This is a genomic window from Dyella japonica DSM 16301, from assembly GCF_001010355.1.
Lineage (GTDB): Bacteria > Pseudomonadota > Gammaproteobacteria > Xanthomonadales > Rhodanobacteraceae > Dyella > Dyella japonica.
Genome location: NZ_JPLA01000015.1, coordinates 31097 through 52144, shown reverse-complemented (window position 1 = coordinate 52144; position 21048 = coordinate 31097). Strand labels below are relative to the sequence as shown.

Sequence of the window (21048 nt, the reverse complement as noted above, 5' to 3'; positions counted from 1 at the left end):
CGCTCAGGCCGAATCGGCCCCACCCGATTCAGCAAGCACCGCCGCCGCGACGAAAAACGAGCCGAAAGCGAGCACGCATTCGCCGTGCCTGGCCGAGGATCGTGCGGCCTTGAGCGCGGTGCCGACGTCGGCATGGACCTCATACGGAGCATCGGGCAGCACGGCCGCCAGCTGCTCGGCCAGCGCTTCGGCGGACAGTCCCCGCGGCGTGTCCTGGGCCAGTCCGGCCAGATGCCAGTGCGCGATGCGCGTGCCCAGCGCCCCGATCACACCGGCCACATCCTTGTCGGACAGCGCGCCATAGACGGCATGCACGCGCACGCCAGGACGCGCATCCAGCCACTCGGCCAGCGCACGCGCCGCCTGTGGGTTGTGGCCCACATCCACCACCAGGGCGGGATCGCCTGCGAGCACCTGCAGTCGGGCAGCCACCTGGGCGGAGCGCACGCCGACCGCGGCGGCAAGCGCGAGATCATGCGCCGCCAGCTCGGCGTCCTGTTGTTGCAGGCCATGCAGCGCGGCGATCGATGCCGCCGCATTGGCGTATTGCACGGGTGCGGCGAGCGCGGGATCGGGCAGCGTCCAGGCCGTTCCATCGCGATGACGCCACTGCCAGCCCGACGATAGTCGCTCCACGCTGAAATCCACGCCGGCACGCTCAACCTTCGCGCCTACGCGTTCCAGCGCCTGGAGCAGACCTGCCGGCGGATCGATTTCGCCGACCACGGCCAGGCGCCCTGCCCGCGCGATCCCGGCTTTTTCCACGCCGATGCTGTCGCGGTCCGGTCCCAGCCAATCCATATGGTCGAGATCGACGGTGGTGATCACGGCCACGTCCGCGTCGATGATGTTCACTGCGTCCAGCCGTCCGCCCAGACCGACTTCAAGCACCGCGACGTCCAGCGCGGCACGCGCAAACAGATCCAGCGCCGCGAGCGTGCCGAATTCAAAGTAAGTCAGCGGTATCTCGCCGCGCGCCGCCTCGATGCGTTCAAAGCTGGCGACCAGCGCAGCATCGTCCGCGTCATGTCCCTCGATGCGGATGCGTTCGTTGTAGCGCAGCAGGTGCGGTGATGTGTAGCAGCCCACGCGCTGGCCGGCGGCGCCCAGCATGGCCTCGAGCATGGCCACGGTGGAGCCCTTGCCGTTGGTGCCGCCCACGGTGATGACGCGGCGCGCCGGCGCGGGCGCGCCCATGCGTTCCCACACGGCACGTACGCGATCGAGGCCCAGCTCGATGCTGCGCACGTTCACGCGTTCCTGGTAGGACAGCCATTCGTCGAGAGTGCGGGTCATAGGTGCAGTATTCATGCGTCCAACGAACGAAGCCGCAGACTGGCGGCTTCCGCGACTAGGGCCGCACAGCTTAAAGCATGAGCCGCCATCGTGATGCCGCATCCCCGCAGCGACTCAGAAGTGGATGCCCGTCGCCTTCAGCGCCCAATACATGCCGAACGCAGTCCAGAACATCTTTTTCAGCGCCTTGCCGGCAAGCCATGCAACCAGCAGGCCGACCAACAGGGGCATGTGTTTTTCCAGCGTGCTGCGCGTGTCGTTGATGACGTTCATGGCGATGTCTCCCCGCACCCCATCGGTGCGAGAGAAATCATCCGTCCGTGCCCGCTCTGGCGGCAGGGCGTGGCGTCAACCAACGAAGGTGACAAGCATCATGCACGCCGCAGCCTGAGTGCATTGCCCACCACCGACACCGACGACAGGCTCATCGCCAGGGCAGCCACCATCGGCGACAACATCACGCCCAGCCACGGATACAGCAGGCCCGCGGCCAGCGGCACGCCCACGGCGTTGTAGACAAAGGCGAAGAACAGGTTCTGGCGGATATTGCGCACCGTGGCCCGCGACAGCGAGAGCGCTCGCACGATCGCGCTCAGCTCGCCCTTGACCAGGGTCACCTGCGCACTTTCCATCGCGATATCGGTGCCGCTGCCCATGGCGATGCCGACGTCGGCGACCGCCAGGGCCGGCGCGTCGTTGATGCCGTCGCCCGCCATCGCCACCCGATGGCCTTGCTGCTGCAATCGCTGGATCACGTCGGCCTTCTCGGTGGGCGACATGTCCGCATGCACTTCGTCGAGATCCAGTGCACTGGCGACGGCGCCCGCCGTGGCGAGGTTGTCGCCGGTGAGCATGACGATGCGCAGTCCTTGCGCGCGCAGGTCGGCCAGCGCCTGCGGCGTGCTGGGCTTGATGCGATCGGCCACGGCGATCAGGCCTTCGAGTGCGCCATCGACGGTGAGGAACATCACCGTGGCACCCTCGCCGCGCAAGGCATCCGCGCGTGCTCCCACTTCGTCGTCCAGCGGCACGCAGGCGTTGGACAAGAGACGATGGTTGCCCAGCGTCACCGCGTGCCCATCCACTTCGCCTTCGACGCCCGCCCCCGTCACGCTGCGAAATTGCGAGGCCGACGGCACGACGATGCCTTCCGCTTCCGCGCCGACGACGATGGCCCGAGCCAGCGGATGTTCGCTGAGCCGTTCCAGGGCCGCGGCCATCGCGAGCAGTTCGGCGCGCGGCAGCTTGCCCAGGCTCACGACCGTCTTCAGTGCGGGCTTGCCTTCGGTGAGCGTGCCGGTCTTGTCGACCACCACGGTGTCGATGGCGCGCAGCGACGCGATGGCCGCCGCGTCGCGGAACAACACGCCATTCTGCGCGCCGCGGCCACTGGCCACCATGATGGAAATCGGCGTGGCCAGGCCAAGTGCGCACGGGCACGCGATGATCAGCACCGATACCGCCGCAATCAAGGCGTAAGCGAGTTTTGGCTCAGGCCCAAGCCAGGCCCACAGCACAAAGGCGAGCGTCGCGATCGAGACCACGCCAGGCACGAACCACGCGGCCACCCGATCGGCCACGCGCTGCAGCGGTGCCTTGCTGCGTTGGGCTTGGGCCACCAGCGTCACGATCTGCGACAGCACCGTGGCGGCGCCGACTTTTTCCGCACGCATCAGCAGCGCGCCATCCTGGTTCAACGTGCCACCCGTCACTTGCTCACCCTTGCGTTTGGCAACGGGCAGCGGCTCGCCGGTAAGCATGGACTCGTCCACATGGCTGCTGCCGTCGAGCACCACGCCATCCACCGGCACTTTTTCGCCGGGACGCACGCGCAACTGGTCGCCAGCGTGGACGGCGTCGAGCGGCACATCATGTTCTGCGCCATCGGCGTCGATGCGCCGCGCCGTCTTGGGCGCCAGCCCCAGCAGCGCCTTGAGTGCGGCGCCAGTGCGACGTCGTGCGCGCAGTTCAAGGAAGTCGCCGAGCGTAACCAGGGTGACGATCACCGCCGCGGATTCGAAGTACACGCCGACCCGCCCATGCATGTCGTGAAACCCCGCAGGGAACCACGACGGCGCGAGAAACGCGGCGGCGCTGTAGAGCCAGGCCACGCCTGTCCCGAGCGCGATCAGCGTATACATGTTCGGCGACCACGGTTTGAGCGAATGCCAACCACGCGCGAAAAACGGCGCACCGCCCCACAGCACCACGACGGTAGACAGCAAGGCCTCCGTCCAGGCAGCGAAGACATGCCATGGCGCAGGCAACTGCCAGCCAGACAGATGCGGCCCCATCGCCAGCACAAACACCGGCAGCGTCAACGCGGCAAGCGTCCAGAAGCGGCGCGACATCGCGCGCAGTTCGTGGCCACCGTCGTCGTCGAGGCTGGGCATCATCGGCTCCAACGTCATGCCGCACTTGGGGCAATGGCCCGGGCCGATCTGCTGCACTTCCGGATGCATCGGGCAGGTATAAATCGCGCCTTCAATGACCGATGCCTGCTCGGCGGACGCGTTCAAATAGCGCGAGGGCTCTTCGAGAAACTTTTCCTTGCAACGCTGTGCGCAGAAATAATAGGTCTCGCCTTGATGTTCCACTTGGTGCTTGGCATGGGCGGGATCCACCGTCATGCCGCATACGGGATCTTTCACCGCGGCCTCATGGTGGTGGGATGGATCGTGATGCTGCTGGCCGTGAGTGGCCGCGTCTGCGCCGCAGCAAGTCGACGACGCTGCCGGCTCGGCCGCTGCCTTGGCGCTGCAGCATGCATGCGTCTCCGTGCTCATGCGTCGTCGTCCTGATCCGTCAAGGCTTTCAGGATCGGACATTGATCGGGCGATCCATGACCCGGGCATGCCTCGATCAGTTGTTCCAGGCCGTCGCGCACGCGGGTCAGCTCGGCAATGCGCTCATCGATGGCAGCGAGCCGTTCCTCCGCGCGCTTCTTCACCGCTTTGACGCCGCGCTGGCGATCGGCCGACAAGGCCAGCAGATCGCGAATTTCCTCGAGCGTGAAGCCCAGATCCTTCGCGCGACGGATAAAGCGAAGCTGTCGCACCGCGCCTTCGTCGTAACTGCGATAACCCGAAGCCCGACGCAGCGGCTCGGGCAACAGCCCCTCGCGCTCGTAATAGCGAATGGTGTCGATGGCGACGCCGACCCGCCGGGCGACGGCGCCGATGGTCATGGAGGTGTGGGAAGTGTTCATGGGACCAAGTCTAGACCTTTGATCAAGGTCCAGAGTCAAGCGGCCCGGGGCACTGGCTGTTGTCGAGAGTCCTTAACCTTGGCACTCAAGCTCATCACCTTTGGCACTAGCCCTGAACGATGGCACTGGCAAGCCCGAACAGGACGCGGGCCACGATGAGTTGCCCTAATCGCCCCGCTCCCCATAACAGGCCAATTGTTCGGCCCAGCCAAAGTGGGAATATCGCACGCCATCAAGGGCGCACTTGATGGCCTGCGCTGTATGCGGCATCACGCCTGGCGGAAGGCGACTGGGATCATGCCAGCCAAGATAGCTATGCCCGCCATGCTCAATGAGCCGCGGCTCTCCGGCCCAGCGCTCTGCGAGGAAGAACGCGCTCAACCATTCCGCTCCGCTGTCGCTGGACCGACAATGCATGAGATGCACCAGGCGGAGCCCATCGGGCGCGGCCATCAACCCGGTTTCCTTCTGGAGCTCCCGTGCAGCGGCGACGGCCAGTGGATCGCCGCCATGATGCAAACCGGCCGGCAGGTTTAAGAGACTGCCCTTCCAGCCGGTATGGCTTCGCCCGAGCAGCAAGACTCTTTTCTCGCGGCGGACGATAACGAAGATGCCCGTGCTCAATGGAAAATGCTGCGTCAACTCGTTCTCCCAGATCCAATCGCGCGATGCATCATTGACGCTCGCTCTGAGCCAGCAACTGACCTTGTGATGTTGCCTGCCTGCGTACTCAGTAGATCCGGAACAAGGGAGGCAGCCAGCGCGACCTTTGCCTCGCTTCCACTGCATTCATGCGCCGTCGCCGCGCCGCCACTTGCAAGGCAGATGACCGCGGCGTGTCGACGCAACTGCCTTTGGTCTGGAATGCCTCGATCTCGCTGATCAACACCTCGTCGTGTCGAAATCGCCCAGCTTCGTTGGTTTGCTCCGAGAACATACTTATCTTCGTCATGCGACCCTCTCCCAAACGAACACACCAGGCACTGCCAGAAGGCGAGTGCGGGATCCGGACGGAACGCCGCGCACACTCACACCTCCGCTATTGCGTGGGTTGCGTCAGAGAGATGCGATTGTGTGGATGCAGTGGTCTTGACCGGCACGATCAATCGGCCATCGTGCTGTCGCAGGTGTCACGCAGTCCGGAAGCCGGATGCAGCGCAGCGCCACAGCCGAAGCCAGTGTTGATGACGTGCGAAGGGTCTGGCAACGACAAAAATCCCTGTTTTGCTGCGATGCATCAACAATATGCGACGCGCAGTAACGGCGATTCGCTGAGCGCATGGGCAGCCCATCTGCTACGTCGATGAGGCAACGGCCTCACCCCAACCCACGGACGAGACCGACCATCAACCGGCCGGATTTTCAACGCCCACGAGCATGGACCCCAGCATCGACCGAGACGTAATACCGGCCTTCGAAAAGATGCGATGCAGGTGATATCCCACCGTGCGGTGCGACAGGTACAGCCTGGTACCTATTTCCTTGTTCGAAAGCCCTTCGGCAGCAAGTTGCGCGATGTGAAGCTCCTGGGGCGTCAGCGTTTCCCATATGCGCTCGCTGCGTTGACGGCTGCATTCGCCCGAAGCGCGCAGCTCCTCGCGCGCACGATGGCTCCAGGGTGAGGCGCCGAGCGCATCGAAGATTTCGCGTGCCTCGCGCAGTGGACGCCTCGCATTGGCGGATCTGCGCTGGCGCCGCAACCATCCGCCATAAGCCAGAAGCAGACGTCCTCGCAGGAAGGGCCAGTGCTTCGCGGCCGGCCCAAGACCTTGCAGATACCAATGCTCGGCGTCTTCGGGTTCAGCGAGCAATGCCTTGCCGTAGTACAGCATGGTCTGCACCCATGGCATGGGCGTTGGGGCTGCAGCGCGCTCGATCTGATCGAAGACTCTACGGCCCGACTCGGGGCTGCCGGAAAAAACGGCGGCTTCCACGAAATACGCCAGCGCGAAAGACTCCAGGCCTGAATTGAAGGCTGGGTCGGCGGGCGCAAAGACACGCTGCAATTGCTCATAGGCCAACCAATGCTGCCCCGCTCCGATGGCAGACGCGCCTCGTGCGATCTGTAGCATCGCGCGCAGAAAGCCGGCGCCCATCGGTAGCAAGAGGCGCTCCGCCTGCGCGGCGAACGCTTCGGATTCATCCAGGTTGCCCTGGATGCCCACCAGCATGGCCTTCAGGATGGTGGCTGCGGCCACCCACAAGGTTTCACCGGTCTCCTCGGCGAGGCGGGCGGATTCTTCGGCCTCTCGCATCGCGCCCGCCCAATTGCCGATTTCCATTTCGGCCCACCCTCGCGTAAACAGTACGCGGGCGAGTTCGCCGAGTCGGCCCTGCGCACGTAGCGCGGCACCGAATTCGGCCAGCAGGCCCACATTGAAATCGAACGCGCCGATGATGTTGGCGGTGGTGGCGAGAATTCGCGCGATCGAAGGATCGCTGTGATCTATCGGCGAAAGCTGTTGCAGCGCATTGAGCACACTGCGGCCGCAGCGAAGCGGCTCGACATAGGCGGAGATGGCGATCATGCGCGGGTCGCTGTCTGGCAAACCCAACCGGTTTGCCGCAACCAGAACACTTGCGCGGAGTTTTTCGTTCGCACTGCTCCACCAACAGCGTTGCCCGGCGCGCCAGAGAAGGTTGATGGCCAGGTCCTTGGCGCCGGCAGCTTCGGCATGCGCCGCGAAGCCAACCAGTGCCGCAACTTTCGCGGGGTCATGCACCGCAGGGGGCTTGCTGATCTCTCGACACCAATCGATACGCACGGCCGCGAGCTTGTCCGACTCGTCCACATCGACCTGGCGCAGCAAGCGCTCGAGCACTTCCGGCTGGTCCAGATCGGCAGCGAGTTCGGCAGCCCGCAGGAACCTATGGTTTCTGGCTTTTGCAGTCGTGCTCAGTCGTGCCGCGTTTTCGAACACCTCGATGGCCATCGCCGCGGCGCCGCGTCGTACGGCACGCTTGGCCATGCGATCGTACTCGTCTGCGAGTTCGTCATCCGGGCCGATGATGGCAGCCGCGCGATGCCACAACTGACGATCCAGCTGACCGCGAATGGTTGCTGCGAGTGCGCCATGAATCCGTTGGCGTGTAGCTAGATCGGCTACCTGATGAAGTGCGGAACGAACGAGTGGATGCCGAAAGCACACCTCTGTCCGGTCAACCTCGATCAGCTTGGCGGCGATGGCCGGTGCCAGGTCATCCACGCACACGCGTTCACCCAGAACCATCTCGCCTGCACGCAGGACTTCCTCGATCGACGGTTCATCGTTTTCCGCCGCCACGAACAACAGTGTGCGAGCCGCATCGGGAAGATCGCGCAGACGTGACGAGAAAGTGCGCTCCAGGCGCTCCGTCAAGGGAAGCCACGCCGTGTCGCCGGCATCGCTCGTGCGATCAGCCTGAGGCAGCTCCAGCAGGCCTAAAGGATTGCCGGCAGCCTCCATGAGGAATCGGCTGCGCAGGTCAGGCGAAAGGCCTGGCGCGTGAGCGTCCAGCAAGTGCTCTGCGTCAGCATCGCTGAGCGCCGAAAGCTTGAGTCGCAGGGTGTCGGAGTCGCCGAAGGGTTGCTCAAATCCTTCGAGCATGGCGACCAGGAGAACGATGGGGTCCGAACCGAGCCTGCGCGATATGAAAGACAGGACGTCATAAGTCGCCTTATCCAGCCACTGCACGTCGTCTGCAACGAACAGGATGGGTGCGCACGTGGCGCTTTCGCTCAGAACAAACAAGGTCGCGAGCGCCACCAGGAAAAGATCGGGCGCCCCACCGTCATCCTGCATGCCGAATGCGGACAGCAAGGCCGATCGCTGGCGAGGCACCAGGCTTGCCATCTGCTTGCTCAATGGACGCAGCGCTTGTTCCAGCGCCGCGTAAGGCAAATGGACTTCGGCTAGAACGCCCGTCATGTTCAGTACGATGAAATCGCGTTCGACGGCGCGATGCTTGGCTGTTTCGAGCAGCGCGGATTTCCCGATGCCGGTCTCACCGCTGATGACTAGCGCCGTTCCGCCTTGATCGATGCGATCGAACAGATTGTCGATGAGGGCGATGTCTGCTTGTCGACCTTGCAGGGCTGGCAATGCAGATCGGGAGGCGCACATGCACGGGCTGTGCGCTTCATTACGGATATTTCTTGTGCTTTTGCTCATCCCACAACCGGCGCAGATGCGCTACCAAAACAATGTCGAACCTCACTTGGCCGGCGAACTTTACGGGCCGCCAAGTTAGCAGAATGCATTCGGGATATTGGATGTTGGGTCTTGCACTTGCGTGAGCTTGGATGTTGCCGGGCAATGGCCGCTCGGGTAGATCGCCGCGACCAGGTCAGGTGCGCGTATCTGTGACATCGAGTCGATGATTACCCCTAACGCTGTCGATACGCTTACAGGAAGACGCTGCATTTGACCGCTCGCTCCGAGCCTCTGTGTGCAGAAGAGGCTGGCCCAGATCTGTTGCTCGAAGTGGCAGCTTTGTTCGAAGGCCGGAGTTGACGATGCTCGCAGCGAACGTGATGCGTGAAACGCAATGATGGGTCGACTGAGGCAGGTTCGTCTCAGCACGCCTTTGCTGCTGTGCTGCTGCGCTCTGAAAGTTCTCACGATCAAGCTCCATTTGTGTGCGTTCATGGCGCGGTGCGATCAGGGCACTCGTTGATGGATTCTTGCGCCCCTCGCCCGAATCCACGCCCAACCTGCCGGAGCTACCAGTCATCAGACTGGTCAAATGGCAGAAGCGACGCCCGTTGCTCAAGGACTAGCTTCTCTGCGTCCAGTTCCTGGATGGAGAAAGACCATGAAGCGCGTCTATTCGATCGCAACACGAGCCGTGGGAGCAGTCCTCATGATACAAGCCGTTTTTGCAGAACCCGATGCCGCAACCGATCCCCGCATCGATCCCCAGGTTCGTGCGTTCCTGCGGGAACTGGACAAGAACTCCAGTCCATTCTGGGAGCTTCCCCAGCCCAGGCCGCAAGAAATTCTGACGGGCCTGCAGGACAAGACCCTGGTCGACATGTCGGGGGTAACGATCACCGAGCAGACGATCACCCAGGACCGTCAGACGGTGAAGATCTACATCATGAAACCTGAGCAGGTGACCGGTACGCCGGGCGTGCTGCTGTTTATTCATGGCGGTGTGTGGATCGTCGGAAATTTCCACAACCATCAGCGCCTGTTGCGCGACCTGGTGGTTGGCTCCGGCCAGATCGGTGTGTTTGTGGAGTACACCGCCCTGCCCGAGGCCCGCTTTCCCACCCAGCTTGATCAATCCTATGCCGTACTCAAATGGGTGGTGGCCCACGCGAGCGAATTTGGCGCCGACGGCAACCGCATCGCTGTGGTCGGCAACTCCGTGGGCGGCAACATGTCTGCAGCGCTGGCGCTCATGGCCAAAGATCGCAATGGCCCCAAGATCAGCTATCAGGTGCTGATGATGCCAGCCACCGATGCAGGCATGGCTACATCCTCTTACCGTGAATTCGGCACGGGGCGGTTTATGGACCGCGCGTTCATGAAATACGGCTGGGATCTGTACGCATCCGACAGCAGGACTCGCGACAATCCCTATGTGTCGCCGTTGCGCGCCAGCCTGCGCGAGTTGAGTCGGCTTCCGCCGGCGCTGATTATCACCGCAGAGAACGATCCGCTGCGCGACGAGGGCGAAGCCTACGCCCGCAAGCTCAAGGAGGCCGGCGTCCCGGTGAACGCCACTCGTTACAACGGGATGATCCACGACTTCGTGCTGTTGAACGGCATCCAGGACGCTCCCGAGCCGCAGGCCGCGATCCGCCAGATGTCTGCCGAAATCAAAGCCCATTTGGCACAGTAATTCAAAGGAATGAAACAGAAGGCAGCGTGTGGGTGCTGCCTTCTTGCCATGGACGCGGACCTTCATTTTATGCCATGTCGAGATCGAAGCTCCCATGTCGGAGTTCAAGACGGCACCGCCGACAGGCAGGCAAGCGTAGGTATCGGAAATCCCATGAATGCCTGCCCCAAAGGAAAGCAAGGCGCCGAAGCCAGGGACAGGCTGCTTCTTGAGCGGATCGCCCAGGGCGATCGAGACGCCTTGGCGACGCTCTACGGCAGCTACCACGAGCGGCTATGTGAGTTCCTGTACCACCTGACCCGACACGCTGAAATGATTCATGAGGTGATCAACGAATGCTTCCGGGTCGTCTGGCAAGAGGCAGCGAACTTTCAACAGGCATCACTCGTGTCTACCTGGATTTTTGGCATCGCCTATTGCGTGGGAAGCAAGACGCTGAGTCAGCGTGATCGCGAACCCGTCAATGGAGATGACGCCACGCCCGACCCCATCCCTTGGAGCGACCCCGATGGCATCGACTTGCGTGATTGGATCACGAACGGCCTGGCCCGCCTTACCCCGGACCAGGGCCTGGTGTTTGAACTGGTTTACGGCGCAGGCCATAGCTTGGACGAGGCGGCCACTATGACTGGCATACCTTTGGGCACAGTGAAGGCGCGCCTGTTTCAAGCCAGAGTCAATTTGCGCAGCGTACTGCCTGTGTTTATGGGTTGATGGTCCGACGGCCAAGACGCGATCCCGGGATGGCATTGCCTTGCCTGCGAGCGTCATCGCATCGGGCTTGGCGACTGCTACGCCGCATGCACCCACCGCTGGCCGTGGCTACTTTCTCAATCCTGGGTCCGTGTCCGGAAACCGTCGCGCGGAACCCCGACGTGACCGCTTAGCCAGCTTTCGATAAGCGACATCCACGGTGGCCGGATTGGGTGGCTAGCCATATCTCAGCCAGAACGTTGCATCGGGGATTGCCGTATGCAGACCAAGTGCGTCCTATTTCTCGCGTTCGATGGCGTGTTGATGCTGGACATGGTCGGACCTCTCACCGTATTCCGGTCCGCAATGCATTACCCACCATTGCGCGGCAGCGCAGGCTATATGACCCATATCGCAAGCCCCGATGCAGGTGTGGTCGTCGGCATCGAGGGAGTCCCCATCCAGACCGAATTATTGTCGGACTTCGATGAGGCTGCGATTGACACGATCGTCGTGCCGGGATCAAGCAAGATCGAACGCATGCTCCAGAGCAAGCGCATCGTGGCGTGGTTACAGAACGCATCAGCCAGGGCGCGCCGAATAGCGTCGGTCGGCACCGGAGTCTTTCTTCTAGCCGAGGCCGGCCTCCTGCAACATCGCCGCGTAACCACCCATTGGGCGGCTCGCGACCTGCTTGCTTCGTCGTATCCCACGCTCGAAGTGGAGAAGGAAGCCATCTTCGTTCGCGACGATCCGATTTGGACGTCCGCCGGATTCACCGCCGGAATCGATCTCGCCCTGGCCTTGGTGGAAGACGATTATGGTTACGAACTTTCCATGCAGATTTCGCGAAAGCTCATCGTCTACCTCAAGCGGACGGGAGGGCAGCCGCAGTTCAGTCAAGCACTGCAGACACAGGCCATGAACGCCAACCCGTTCGACGCCCTGCATCTTTGGTTGGTCGAACATTACGCCGATGAGCATTTGAACATTGAGACACTGGCCAATCGCGTGCACATGAGCCCGCGAAATTTTTCACGTAGCTACAAGAAGAGAATTGGCAGGAGTCCGGGGAAGACCGTCGAGCTTTTCCGGCTCGAGGCGGCTCAACGACTACTCGACGAAACCAGTGACGGCATCGAATCGATCGCACGACGTTGCGGTTTCGGCGACGAGCAACGGATGCTGGCAACCTTCAAGCGCAACCTCGGCATCACGCCACGGGAATACCGGAAACGGCGGGCGCGCACCTAGGCGGTCAAAGTGCTATGACGGCTTTCTACCCGTTGCCCCAAGCGTTTGCCCTGGCGTCCTTGAGTTTGGCGCGCGCGTAGTCAACCGGCGCGGTGATCGTTGTCGCCCATGGCCATCAAGCCAACCGGCAATCCTCGGGAGCCCACGCTCTCCCTGGGGCTGGACAGCCTCTTGCCAAAGTTGTTCACGGGAATCTCGACATACCTGTGGGCGAGGCATGCGACGAGGACGGTCATGCCAAAGCTGATCATCCATGCAAACGTGAAGCCGATGCCCTTGCTGATCAGGATGGGCATGGCGACGTAGCCGATCATGGAGTGGACCAGATAGAGCGGAAAGCTGATGTCGGCCAGGAAGTCGATGACCCGGTTTGCCCTGAACCTGCTTCGAAACAGATAGCACAGGGAAAACAGCATCAAGGCATACGTGTAGTTTTTCGTCAGCGCCCCAAAGAGACCTGGTTCGTAGTAGGCATTGATCGTCACGAACAAGGCGTAGACGATCGCCCCATAAGCAAGCGCGACACTCGCGCTCAGCTCCCGATAGAGCACGTAGTAGAACAGACAGCCAAGGAACATGAAGGAGAGATACTTCGTGTCCGATACGGCGTATGACACAAAGGGGACGGCAATCAACCCATGCGTCGAGCAGAAGGCGACCACGCAACTCAAGGCCAGAAAACCAATGGACAGCAGCATCACCTGATGCGCGCTTTTTCCGAGCAGGTTCACCAGCGCAAAGACCAGATAGAACTTCAGCTCCACCGCCAGTGACCAGCTCACGAAATCCAGCGACGGCAAGCCAGCCGCGCTGTGGACGAGCGGGATGTTTCTTGCCAGGAACGACACGCTGATCCGGTCCGACAACGGCGTCGACCAATACCACGAGCAGATGAAGTACATCGCGATGCTGATCAGCAGACAGCACCAGTAGACGGGATAAATGCGGAAGAACCGCCTTATCAGAAATTGACCGGTCGAAATATTCCTCAGGCTGATCGGTATGACCAGCCCGCTGATCAGGAAAAACACCGCGACACCGAAAGCGCCGTAGAGGAACCCGCCCCACGCCGGCGACAATACATGCTCGGTATAGGCCGGCTTCAACGGCACAAAGCTCGCCGGCGTCCCGATCAGGGCGCGCACGCCGGGCACGAAGAAGATTCCCCAATAGTGGTTGATGACCACCGCCAGCGCCGCGATCGCGCGCAATTGATGGGCAAACGTGAGCTTCATGCTCGTCGCCGATGGCACGACGCGTTCAACATGTCGCGACCCGAACGGCGAGCTTGAAGCCCGGATAAGCCGGCATGTTCGACTTCCTCCCAAGGTGGCCACGCAGGGTGGATGGCACCGTCCATCGGTACCGCTCACGGCGATGAGACCGCCCCATCGCTCCGCTCCGTTAGTGCCCGGCACGGCCCAATGCGTTGCCATGCCGCTCCAACTCACCCGTATCCCGATCGCAGGAACCTGTCTGCGAAGAGGCTCCGGCATGGCGGCTTCGATACGACCCCTTCACTGCCCCGGAGCCTATGCTCACCCGGCGTGGAGACGCCGCGCGGCACCGAGGTAACCGGCTGCTGCCGCCAGACGAAGTGAGGATATCCAACCAGCGATCCCGGGAGCGCCGCATGACCGATCCATCTCGTCAGCCACCCTCAAACCAACCCTGGCGGTGGGCGCTTATCGGCCTTGCGGTGGTTGTGCTGGCCGGCGCGTTTGCCTATGTGGCCGGCTGGCTCACGCCGCAGCGGCTGTCGTCGCGTCGATTGGTGGATACGTTGCAGGAAGGCGGCGGCGTGCATCCCGGTTTCCGGCGCAACCATGCCAAGGGCGTGTGCGTAGTGGGTTATTTCGAGAGCAACGGCGAAGCTGCCTCGTATTCCACGGCCAGCGTGTTTGCGGCCGGCAGTCGCACGCCGGTGGTCGGTCGCTTTGCCCTGCCCGGCGGCAATCCCTATGCGCCCGACAGCAGCGTGCCGATCCGCAGCTTTGCGCTGCGCTTTGCGCTGCCCCATGGCGAACAATGGCGCACCGGCATGAACAGCATGCCGGTGTTTCCGGTGGCGACGCCGCAGGCGTTTTACGATCAGCTGGTGGCTACCCTGCCCGACCCGGCCACCGGCAAGCCCGATCCGAAGAAAGCAGGCGCCTTCTTCGCCTCGCACCCGGAAACCGGCGCGTTTCTGGCCTGGGTGAAGACCGCCAAGCCTTCGGCGAGCTATGTCACCGAGACGTATGAGGCGCTCAATGCGTTCTACTTCGTCGATGGCACCGGCAAGCGCCATGCGGTGCGCTGGAAGGTCACGCCCGTCGCGACGGACGATGCTGGCACCGGCCCGCAAGCCGGCGACCCCGACTATCTGGCCAAGGACCTGCAGCAACGCCTGGCGCAAGGCCCTCTGCGTTGGCATCTGCGCGTGACCCTGGCCGAGCCCGGCGACCCCACCAATGACGCGACCAAGCAATGGCCGGCCGATCGCCACACGATTGATGCGGGCACGCTGGTGATCGAAAGCGAGCAGCCGCAGGACAGCGGCCCCTGTCGCGATGTGAATTACGACCCGACCATTGTCCCCGAGGGCATAGCGATCTCCGATGACCCGCTGCTGCCGGCGCGCTCTGCGGCCTACGCGGTGTCCTATCTGCGCCGCACCAGCGAAGAAGCGCATCTCCCCGGCGCCGCGCGCGCGACCACGCCTTCGGAGCACCCGTGATGAACGCCAAGCACGCTACCTATCCCGGCGCCTTTCATCCGCTGGCGCGCCTGCTGCACTGGCTGATGGCCTTGTTGATACTCACCATGCTGTTCGTCGGCGTGGGCATGGTGTCGACCGTGTCGGAAAAACACCAATGGCTGCTCGCCCTCCACAAGCCGCTGGGCGTGACCATCTTCGTGCTCGCCCTGATCCGCCTGGCCGTGCGCTGGCGTCATCCGCCACCGCCCTTGCCGGCCGATATGCCGCTGCTGATGCAATGGGTGGCGCATGCCTCGCACTGGGTGTTGTACGCACTGATGCTCTCCCTGCCGCTGGTGGGTTGGGCGATGCTTTCGGCGGGCGGTTACCCGATCTCGCTCGGCGGTTCCTGGCATCTGCCGCCGCTGCTGTCGTTCGACGGTGAAACCTATGCCTGGCTGCGGGTGACACACCGCTGGCTGGCGTATCTGCTGTTCGTCACTGTGCTCGGGCATATGGGCGCTGCGCTCTATCACGGGCTGATTCGACGCGACGACGTGCTGCCCAGCATGACCTTCCCGCGACGCGAAACCGTCGTTGTGGAGCCAGTCATCGTTACCCCGACCGCCAGCGAGCCACCGTCGAGCGAGCCGCCGCGTGTGTGAGATGGCGGCGTCTCATGCACTGCCACTTGCGGTGTCCGCTGTCAATAGTATGATTTAAATCATACAAACTACGTGGAGCGGCCATGCGTTACGACGCCGAGCACAAACAGAAAACTCGCAGCAAGGTGTTGGAAGTCGCCGCCAAGGCGATCCGCCAGGATGGCCCCGACCGCATTGGCGTCGCCGGCGTGATGGCCGAGGCCGGGCTCACCCATGGCGGGTTCTATGCGCACTTCAAGTCGAAGGACGACCTGGTCACCGCAGCCATCGAGCAGATGTTCGAGGAGTCGCGCGCGCGCCTGAAGCATGAGATGGAAGGCCACGCCCCCGCCCAGGGGCTGGCCAACTACATCGACTTCTACCTGTCGAAGAAGCATCGCGACGCACGCTCCAGCGGCTGCCCGATGGCCGCGCTGGCATCCGATCTGCCGCGTCTGCCCGAACAGACCCGTGAGCTGTTCGCTGATGGTGCACGTCGTCTCACCGACGCGATGGCCGAACGCTTCACGGCGCTGGGCTACAGCGACCCGCAGACGCTGGCCCGTTCCACCGTGTCCGAATTGGTCGGCGCGCTGTCGCTGGCCCGGGTGGAGACGGACGCCAAGCGCTCCGACGCGATCCTGGCCGACTCGCGGCATCTGCTCAAACAGCGCCTGGGGCTGGAGTCCGCGCCGTGAGCATGATCACCCAGATCGGCCAGGGCTTGAGCGGGCTGGAGCAGCTGCGCGCGTTCATCGCTTCCGGCCAGCGTCCGGGCATCGGCGACTCGCTGGATTTCGATCTGGTGGAGGTCGGCGAAGGTTTCGCCGCGTTCGAAGGCACGCCCGGCGTGCACGCCTACAATCCGATGGGCATCGTGCACGGCGGCTATTTCGCCACGCTGCTGGATTCGGCCTGCGGCTGCGCGGTGCATTCGCGGCTCACGGCAGAGCAGGCCTATACCTCGCTGGAACTCAAGGTCACCTTCCAGAAAGCCATGACACGCGACACCGGTCGCGTCCGCGCCGAAGGCCGCGTGCGCACCATCGGGCGCCGCGTGGCCTTCGCCGAAGCCAGCCTGATGGACGCCCAGGGCCGGCTATATGGCACAGCCACCTCAACGCTGCTGATCTTTGAACGCTAGGATCTAGCGCGCGCGGGAGCGCATGGCACGCGTCCGTGCCGCGCGCACGGCACCCGCGGCGCGGCTGCTGGCGCCCGTCGCGGCGGTCTTCTTCGCCGCGGCCTTGCGCACCGCCGGGCCTTTGGTTCGTGCCGCCTTCTTCGCGGCAGCGGAACGTTCCGCCGGCGTGCGTGCGGCTGCGGCCTTGCGCGCGTGTTTGGACAAGGCCTCGGGCGACGCCGAGGCCGTGCTCTCGCGCTTGAGCGCCTGCAAGCTGGCGCGGCTGCGTTTGGCCGAAGCAGCCTTGGTCGTGGCGCGCTTCTTGGCTACCGGTTTCTTGCGGGCGCTCTTGGCGCCTTTCTGCGCCGGCACGTCGATGCCGGCGCGGCGCGCCTGCGACAGTCCGATCGCGATGGCCTGTTCCGGCGAACGGGCGCCATGCACGCCTTCCCGGATGCGCTCGATTTCCTCGCGCACAAACTCGCCGGCCTGGGTGCTGGCCGACTTGCCCTGGCGCTGGTCTTTGCGGGCGCGGGTCAAAGCGCGATCGATAGGCATGTCGAAACTCCACTGCGAATGCGCCCACCATGCTGCCGGTGGCGCTGTGAAATGCGGAACAAAATAAAGCTCAGGCCTGCAACGACTATTCACAGCGATGGCAGCAGTGGCTGCGACAAGCTCAAGCGCTTTCACGCCAACGCGCTGTCCTCGGCCGGATCCTCCGCCGCCACGAACCCGCCGGTCTGGCGCTGCCAGAGGCGCGCATAGAGGCCGCCACGCGCAATCAGTTCCGCGTGCGTGCCGGTTTCCACGATCTCACCCTTGTCCATCACCACCAGGCGATCCATTCGCGCAATGGTGGACAGGCGGTGGGCGATCGCGATGACGGTCTTGCCACGCATCAGCACTTCCAGGCTGTCCTGGATCGCCGCTTCGGCGTCCGAGTCAAGCGCCGAGGTCGCCTCGTCCAGGATCAGGATCGGTGCGTCCTTCAGCAGCACGCGTGCGATGGCGATGCGCTGGCGCTGGCCGCCGCTGAGTTTCACGCCACGTTCGCCGACGTGGGCGTCGTAACCCACGCGACCTTCGCCATCGACCAGTTGCGGGATGAATTCCTCGGCGCGCGCCTTGCGCACGGCTTCGACCACCTGTGCCTCGGTAGCATCGGGTCGGCCGTACAACAGGTTGTCGCGGATCGAGCGATGCAGCAGCGACGTGTCCTGGGTAACCACGCCGATCTGCGCGCGCAGGCTTTCCTGCGCGACCTGGGCGATGTCCTGGCCATCGATCAGGATGCGGCCTGCTTCGAGGTCATAGAGGCGCAGCAGGACATTCACCAGGGTGGATTTGCCCGCGCCTGACGGGCCGACCACGCCGATCTTCTCGCCGCCGCGCACCTTGAGGTCGAGGCCGGCGATCACGCCGCCTTTCTTGCCATAGTGGAAATGGATGTTCTCGAAGTGCACGCCGCCTTCGGTCACTTCCAGCGGCATGGCGCCTTCGCGGTCCTGCACAGCGCGCGGACGGGAGATGGTCTCGATGCCGTCCTGCACGGTGCCGACGTTCTCGAAGATGCCGTTGATCACCCACATGATCCAGCCGGACATGTTGTTGATGCGGATGACCAGGCCGGTGCTCAGCGCAATCGCGCCCACCGTGACCTTGCCCTGGCTCCACAGCCACAGGGCCAGCGCCGAGGTGCCGACGATCAGAAAGCCGTTCAAGGTGGTGATGGTGATGTCCATCGCCGTGGTCAGGCGGGTCATGGCGCGCATGCGCTTGATCTGCTCGCCCATCGCGTCGGCGACATAGGCCTCCTCGCGCTGCGTATGCGCGAACAACTTCAGCGTAAGGATATTGCTGTAGCCGTCGACGATGCGCCCCATCAGCCGCGAGCGTGCCTCCGATTGCCGCCACGAGCGCTCCTTGGTGCGCGGCACGAAATAGCGCAGCGTGGCCACATAGGCGATGAGCCACACCACCAGCGGCACGGCCAGCCACACATCGGCCTTGGCGAACATGAAGATGGCGCTGCCGGTGTAGATCGCCACGTACCAGATCGCATCCACGATCTGCACCGCCGATTCACGCAAGGCGCCCGAGGTCTGCATGATGCGGTTGGCGATGCGGCCGGCGTAGTCGTTCTGGAAAAAACCCAGGCTCTGGCGGATCACATAGCGGTGGTTCTGCCAGCGGATGCGGTTGGTGAGGTTGGGCACGATGGCCTGGTTCACCAGCAGGTCGTGCGCGCCGATCAGGATCGGCCGCGCAATCAGCGCCACGAAACCCATCCACAGCAATTCATCGCCGTGCAGGTGGAAGAAGTCGGCGACCGGCGCGCCCTTGGCCATGTCCACGATGCTGCCGATGAAACCGAACAGCGACACCTCGACCAGCGCCACGCCAAAGCCCACCACCAGCGCAGCGGCGAACACCGGCCAGACCTGGCGCAGATAGAACACATAGAAGCGCCAGACCGACGACGGTGGCATGCCGTCGACGGGTTCCCGGAACGCGTCGATCAGCGATTCAAACCAGCGGAACAGCATGAGGAGGTCGTCCTTGGGGAGGCGGCGGCGCAGGAGGAGGCGCTTGATAGCACTTGGGTGAAGGCAAGTCACGGGGGTTTCAAGGCGCGACTCGATTCCGGCCTTTTGTGGGAGCGCACCCTGTGCGCGACTGCGGCGGGATAACAACTGGGGCGGCGCTCGCGCGCCGCGTTCGCGCACAGGGTGCGCTCCCACAGGGGACCGGGCGTCGTGGGGGCGGGCGCCCTTGCATTTTCAGAAACTCACGATATATCTTAAGACTGTTACTTACGATATATCGGAGTTAGTCATGGGTTTTCGTCATTTGTTTGATCGCCACCACTCACCTCACCACCACCACTGCCATGAAGGCCGCGACGCCTGGGCCCGCGAGGCCATCGGCATGGGCCGTGGCCGGGGACGTGGCCGGGGTTTCGGGGACGACGAGGGTGAAGGCGGCTGGGGTGGCATGGGTGGGCGTTTCCGCGGGGGCCGGGTGTTTGGCCACGGCGACCTCAAGCTGATCCTGCTCGCCCTGATCGCCGAACAGCCGCGTCACGGCTACGAACTGATCCGCACCATCGAGGAGATGTTCGACGGCGCGTACTCGCCCAGCCCCGGCGCGGTCTACCCCACCCTCACCCTGCTTGAAGAGCTGGGTCACGCCAGCGTGGAGAGCGACGGCGGCAAGAAGCTCTACACCATCACCGCCGAAGGCCAGGCCTTCCTCGCCGAAAACAAGGAGGCCGTCGATACGGTGATGTCGCGCATGGAGCAGACCGCCAAGATGTTTGCCCGCGCCGCCGCCCCGATGGCCTTGCGCGAAGCGATGCACAGCCTCAAGCGTGCCCTGTTCATGCACGGCGGTCCGTGGAACGCGGATGAGGTGAAGCGCATCGGCGACATCATCCGCAGGGCCGCGGAAGAGATCGCCAAGGGCCACAAGGATGGCTGAGGCCATGCCCGCTGCGCCGGCCGATGTTCACTTCGGCTGGCGCGGACGGGCCTGTGTGTGCGGCGGCGCAAGCGCGCGCGAAGCTCAACGCCGCACGGTTCCCCGACGCGACGCCAGCCGATCGGCCAGCCGCGTAGGCTCGGGCAATCGATACTTGGTGACGAACGCCAGCACCAGTTCCGGCGCCGTCGCCATGCTCACCCGGTGCCCCGGAGAAATGATCAGGGGCCGGATGCGATCCTTGCTGCGCAGCACGCAGCCGATCACTTCGCCCTTGTCTTCCAGCGGCTGACGGTCGCCGCGATGCGGCCCCACTTCCTCGTGCACGCCCACCAGGATCGATTTCGCCACGCCGATGGCCGGCAGGCCGGTGACCACGCCCAGATGCGCGGCGATGCCTAGCCGTCGCGGATGCGCAACGCCATGCCCATCGACGAACACCAGATCCGGCGATGCCGGCAGCTCCGACAAGGCTTGCAGCACCGCAGGCAGCTCGCGAAACGAGAGCAGCCCGGGGATGTAAGGCATGCGCGTCGGCTGTCGCGCGACCACTTCGGCGATCGGCGCCAGCGTCTGCGCATCGATCATCACCGCCGCCGCACGCGTGATCGCACCGCCGTCTTCGAAGCCCACATCCACGCCGGCGACATGGCGCAGCGGCGGGTAGTCATCCACCAGCCGCACCTGCGCCTCCAGTTCGGACTGCAGCAGACGCGCCTTGGCGACGTTTCCATCCCACGGGGGCATGGCATTGGCGAGGTTCGATGCGCTCATCAAGACAGCGTGAATGCCTGGGCCTGAACACCTCGTCAAAACATTTATTCATTGACCGGTTCAG

The 21048-nt window shown here is 63.6% G+C and carries 18 protein-coding genes; 8 read left to right on the top strand and 10 right to left on the bottom strand.

The genetic code is table 11. From position 1 onward, the window contains the following. Positions 1 to 3 precede the first annotated feature (3 nt). The 6 genes from folC to Y882_RS06660 form a co-directional block, all read right to left on the bottom strand. The gene (folC, locus tag Y882_RS06685; RefSeq protein WP_046971127.1) at positions 4 to 1296 is read right to left on the bottom strand and encodes a bifunctional tetrahydrofolate synthase/dihydrofolate synthase; all 1293 of its coding nucleotides are present in this window, start codon (positions 1294 to 1296) and stop codon (positions 4 to 6) included. A 114-nt stretch (positions 1297 to 1410) separates the two neighbouring features. Continuing rightward, complete coding sequence (locus Y882_RS20505; protein WP_169748740.1) at positions 1411 to 1569, bottom strand: hypothetical protein; 159 nt, start codon at positions 1567 to 1569, stop codon at positions 1411 to 1413. Between the two features lie 98 nt (positions 1570 to 1667). Then, positions 1668 to 4082 (bottom strand): heavy metal translocating P-type ATPase, encoded by a 2415-nt coding sequence (locus tag Y882_RS06680; RefSeq protein WP_046971126.1) that lies wholly within the window; start codon positions 4080 to 4082, stop codon positions 1668 to 1670. Further along, entirely contained in the window at positions 4079 to 4504 is a 426-nt protein-coding gene (locus tag Y882_RS06675) for a MerR family transcriptional regulator (protein WP_046971125.1), read from the bottom strand. The genes Y882_RS06680 and Y882_RS06675 overlap by 4 nt, the downstream gene beginning before the upstream one ends. Positions 4505 to 4669: 165 nt before the next feature. After that, positions 4670 to 5146, bottom strand: coding sequence for an NUDIX domain-containing protein (locus tag Y882_RS19170; RefSeq protein ID WP_162207396.1), 477 nt, complete (start codon positions 5144 to 5146; stop codon positions 4670 to 4672). A gap of 704 nt (positions 5147 to 5850) precedes the next feature. Then, positions 5851 to 8655 carry an ATP-binding protein gene (locus Y882_RS06660; protein ID WP_052949746.1) on the bottom strand — a complete coding sequence of 935 codons (2805 nt, stop codon included), beginning with the start codon at positions 8653 to 8655 and terminating at the stop codon, positions 5851 to 5853. 643 nt (positions 8656 to 9298) lie between these two features. On the opposite strand from Y882_RS06660, the gene Y882_RS06655 reads away from it, so the two are divergent. From Y882_RS06655 to Y882_RS06645, 3 genes are all read left to right on the top strand, one after another. Beyond that, positions 9299 to 10333, top strand: a complete 1035-nt coding sequence (locus Y882_RS06655) for an alpha/beta hydrolase (protein WP_046971121.1) — start codon at positions 9299 to 9301, stop codon at positions 10331 to 10333. A 153-nt stretch (positions 10334 to 10486) separates the two neighbouring features. Continuing rightward, a complete protein-coding gene (locus Y882_RS06650) occupies positions 10487 to 11047 on the top strand; it encodes a sigma factor-like helix-turn-helix DNA-binding protein (protein ID WP_046971120.1) in 561 nt (186 codons plus the stop codon). 258 nt (positions 11048 to 11305) lie between these two features. Beyond that, positions 11306 to 12280, top strand: coding sequence for a GlxA family transcriptional regulator (locus tag Y882_RS06645; RefSeq protein WP_046971119.1), 975 nt, complete (start codon positions 11306 to 11308; stop codon positions 12278 to 12280). A gap of 80 nt (positions 12281 to 12360) precedes the next feature. Here Y882_RS06645 and Y882_RS06640 read toward each other — a convergent pair whose 3' ends face one another. Beyond that, complete coding sequence (locus tag Y882_RS06640; RefSeq protein WP_046971118.1) at positions 12361 to 13515, bottom strand: acyltransferase family protein; 1155 nt, start codon at positions 13513 to 13515, stop codon at positions 12361 to 12363. Between the two features lie 398 nt (positions 13516 to 13913). Here Y882_RS06640 and Y882_RS06635 point away from each other — a divergent pair, with 398 nt between their 5' ends. The 4 genes from Y882_RS06635 to Y882_RS06620 all read left to right on the top strand — a co-directional run bounded on the left by Y882_RS06635 (position 13914) and on the right by Y882_RS06620 (position 16748). Continuing rightward, positions 13914 to 14999, top strand: a complete 1086-nt coding sequence (locus Y882_RS06635; RefSeq protein WP_046971117.1) for a catalase family peroxidase — start codon at positions 13914 to 13916, stop codon at positions 14997 to 14999. Continuing rightward, the gene (locus Y882_RS06630; protein ID WP_046971116.1) at positions 14999 to 15625 is read left to right on the top strand and encodes a cytochrome b; all 627 of its coding nucleotides are present in this window, start codon (positions 14999 to 15001) and stop codon (positions 15623 to 15625) included. Before Y882_RS06635 ends, Y882_RS06630 begins: the two co-directional genes overlap by 1 nt. A gap of 83 nt (positions 15626 to 15708) precedes the next feature. Further along, on the top strand, positions 15709 to 16302 hold the full coding sequence (locus tag Y882_RS06625) for a TetR/AcrR family transcriptional regulator (RefSeq protein ID WP_046971115.1): 594 nt from the start codon (positions 15709 to 15711) through the stop codon (positions 16300 to 16302). A 2-nt stretch (positions 16303 to 16304) separates the two neighbouring features. Next, complete coding sequence (locus Y882_RS06620; protein ID WP_244466272.1) at positions 16305 to 16748, top strand: PaaI family thioesterase; 444 nt, start codon at positions 16305 to 16307, stop codon at positions 16746 to 16748. 3 nt (positions 16749 to 16751) lie between these two features. On the opposite strand, the gene Y882_RS06615 is transcribed toward Y882_RS06620, so the two are convergent. Next, positions 16752 to 17285, bottom strand: coding sequence for a DUF6496 domain-containing protein (locus tag Y882_RS06615; RefSeq protein ID WP_046971113.1), 534 nt, complete (start codon positions 17283 to 17285; stop codon positions 16752 to 16754). 131 nt (positions 17286 to 17416) lie between these two features. Continuing rightward, positions 17417 to 19273: an ABC transporter ATP-binding protein gene (locus Y882_RS06610; protein ID WP_046971152.1), complete on the bottom strand. Its 1857-nt coding sequence runs from the start codon at positions 19271 to 19273 to the stop codon at positions 17417 to 17419. A 292-nt stretch (positions 19274 to 19565) separates the two neighbouring features. Between Y882_RS06610 and Y882_RS06605 the strand changes: the two genes are divergently transcribed. Beyond that, positions 19566 to 20210, top strand: coding sequence for a PadR family transcriptional regulator (locus Y882_RS06605; RefSeq protein WP_082120966.1), 645 nt, complete (start codon positions 19566 to 19568; stop codon positions 20208 to 20210). A gap of 84 nt (positions 20211 to 20294) precedes the next feature. On the opposite strand, the gene nfi is transcribed toward Y882_RS06605, so the two are convergent. Then, the gene (gene nfi / locus Y882_RS06600; RefSeq protein ID WP_046971111.1) at positions 20295 to 20984 is read right to left on the bottom strand and encodes a deoxyribonuclease V; all 690 of its coding nucleotides are present in this window, start codon (positions 20982 to 20984) and stop codon (positions 20295 to 20297) included. Positions 20985 to 21048: the final 64 nt, after the last annotated feature.

Coding starts and splice junctions, on each gene's coding strand:
- Y882_RS06635 (WP_046971117.1), top strand. CDS start 13,914: ATGACCGATCCATCTCGTCAGCCACCCTCAAACCAACCCTGGCGGTGG.
- Y882_RS06615 (WP_046971113.1), bottom strand. CDS start 17,285: ATGCCTATCGATCGCGCTTTGACCCGCGCCCGCAAAGACCAGCGCCAG.
- Y882_RS06630 (WP_046971116.1), top strand. CDS start 14,999: ATGAACGCCAAGCACGCTACCTATCCCGGCGCCTTTCATCCGCTGGCG.
- Y882_RS06680 (WP_046971126.1), bottom strand. CDS start 4,082: ATGAGCACGGAGACGCATGCATGCTGCAGCGCCAAGGCAGCGGCCGAG.
- Y882_RS20505 (WP_169748740.1), bottom strand. CDS start 1,569: ATGAACGTCATCAACGACACGCGCAGCACGCTGGAAAAACACATGCCC.
- Y882_RS06675 (WP_046971125.1), bottom strand. CDS start 4,504: ATGAACACTTCCCACACCTCCATGACCATCGGCGCCGTCGCCCGGCGG.
- Y882_RS06645 (WP_046971119.1), top strand. CDS start 11,306: ATGCAGACCAAGTGCGTCCTATTTCTCGCGTTCGATGGCGTGTTGATG.
- nfi (WP_046971111.1), bottom strand. CDS start 20,984: ATGAGCGCATCGAACCTCGCCAATGCCATGCCCCCGTGGGATGGAAAC.
- Y882_RS06625 (WP_046971115.1), top strand. CDS start 15,709: ATGCGTTACGACGCCGAGCACAAACAGAAAACTCGCAGCAAGGTGTTG.
- Y882_RS06650 (WP_046971120.1), top strand. CDS start 10,487: ATGAATGCCTGCCCCAAAGGAAAGCAAGGCGCCGAAGCCAGGGACAGG.
- Y882_RS06605 (WP_082120966.1), top strand. CDS start 19,566: ATGGGTTTTCGTCATTTGTTTGATCGCCACCACTCACCTCACCACCAC.
- folC (WP_046971127.1), bottom strand. CDS start 1,296: ATGACCCGCACTCTCGACGAATGGCTGTCCTACCAGGAACGCGTGAAC.
- Y882_RS06620 (WP_244466272.1), top strand. CDS start 16,305: ATGATCACCCAGATCGGCCAGGGCTTGAGCGGGCTGGAGCAGCTGCGC.
- Y882_RS06660 (WP_052949746.1), bottom strand. CDS start 8,655: ATGAGCAAAAGCACAAGAAATATCCGTAATGAAGCGCACAGCCCGTGC.
- Y882_RS06640 (WP_046971118.1), bottom strand. CDS start 13,515: ATGAAGCTCACGTTTGCCCATCAATTGCGCGCGATCGCGGCGCTGGCG.
- Y882_RS06655 (WP_046971121.1), top strand. CDS start 9,299: ATGAAGCGCGTCTATTCGATCGCAACACGAGCCGTGGGAGCAGTCCTC.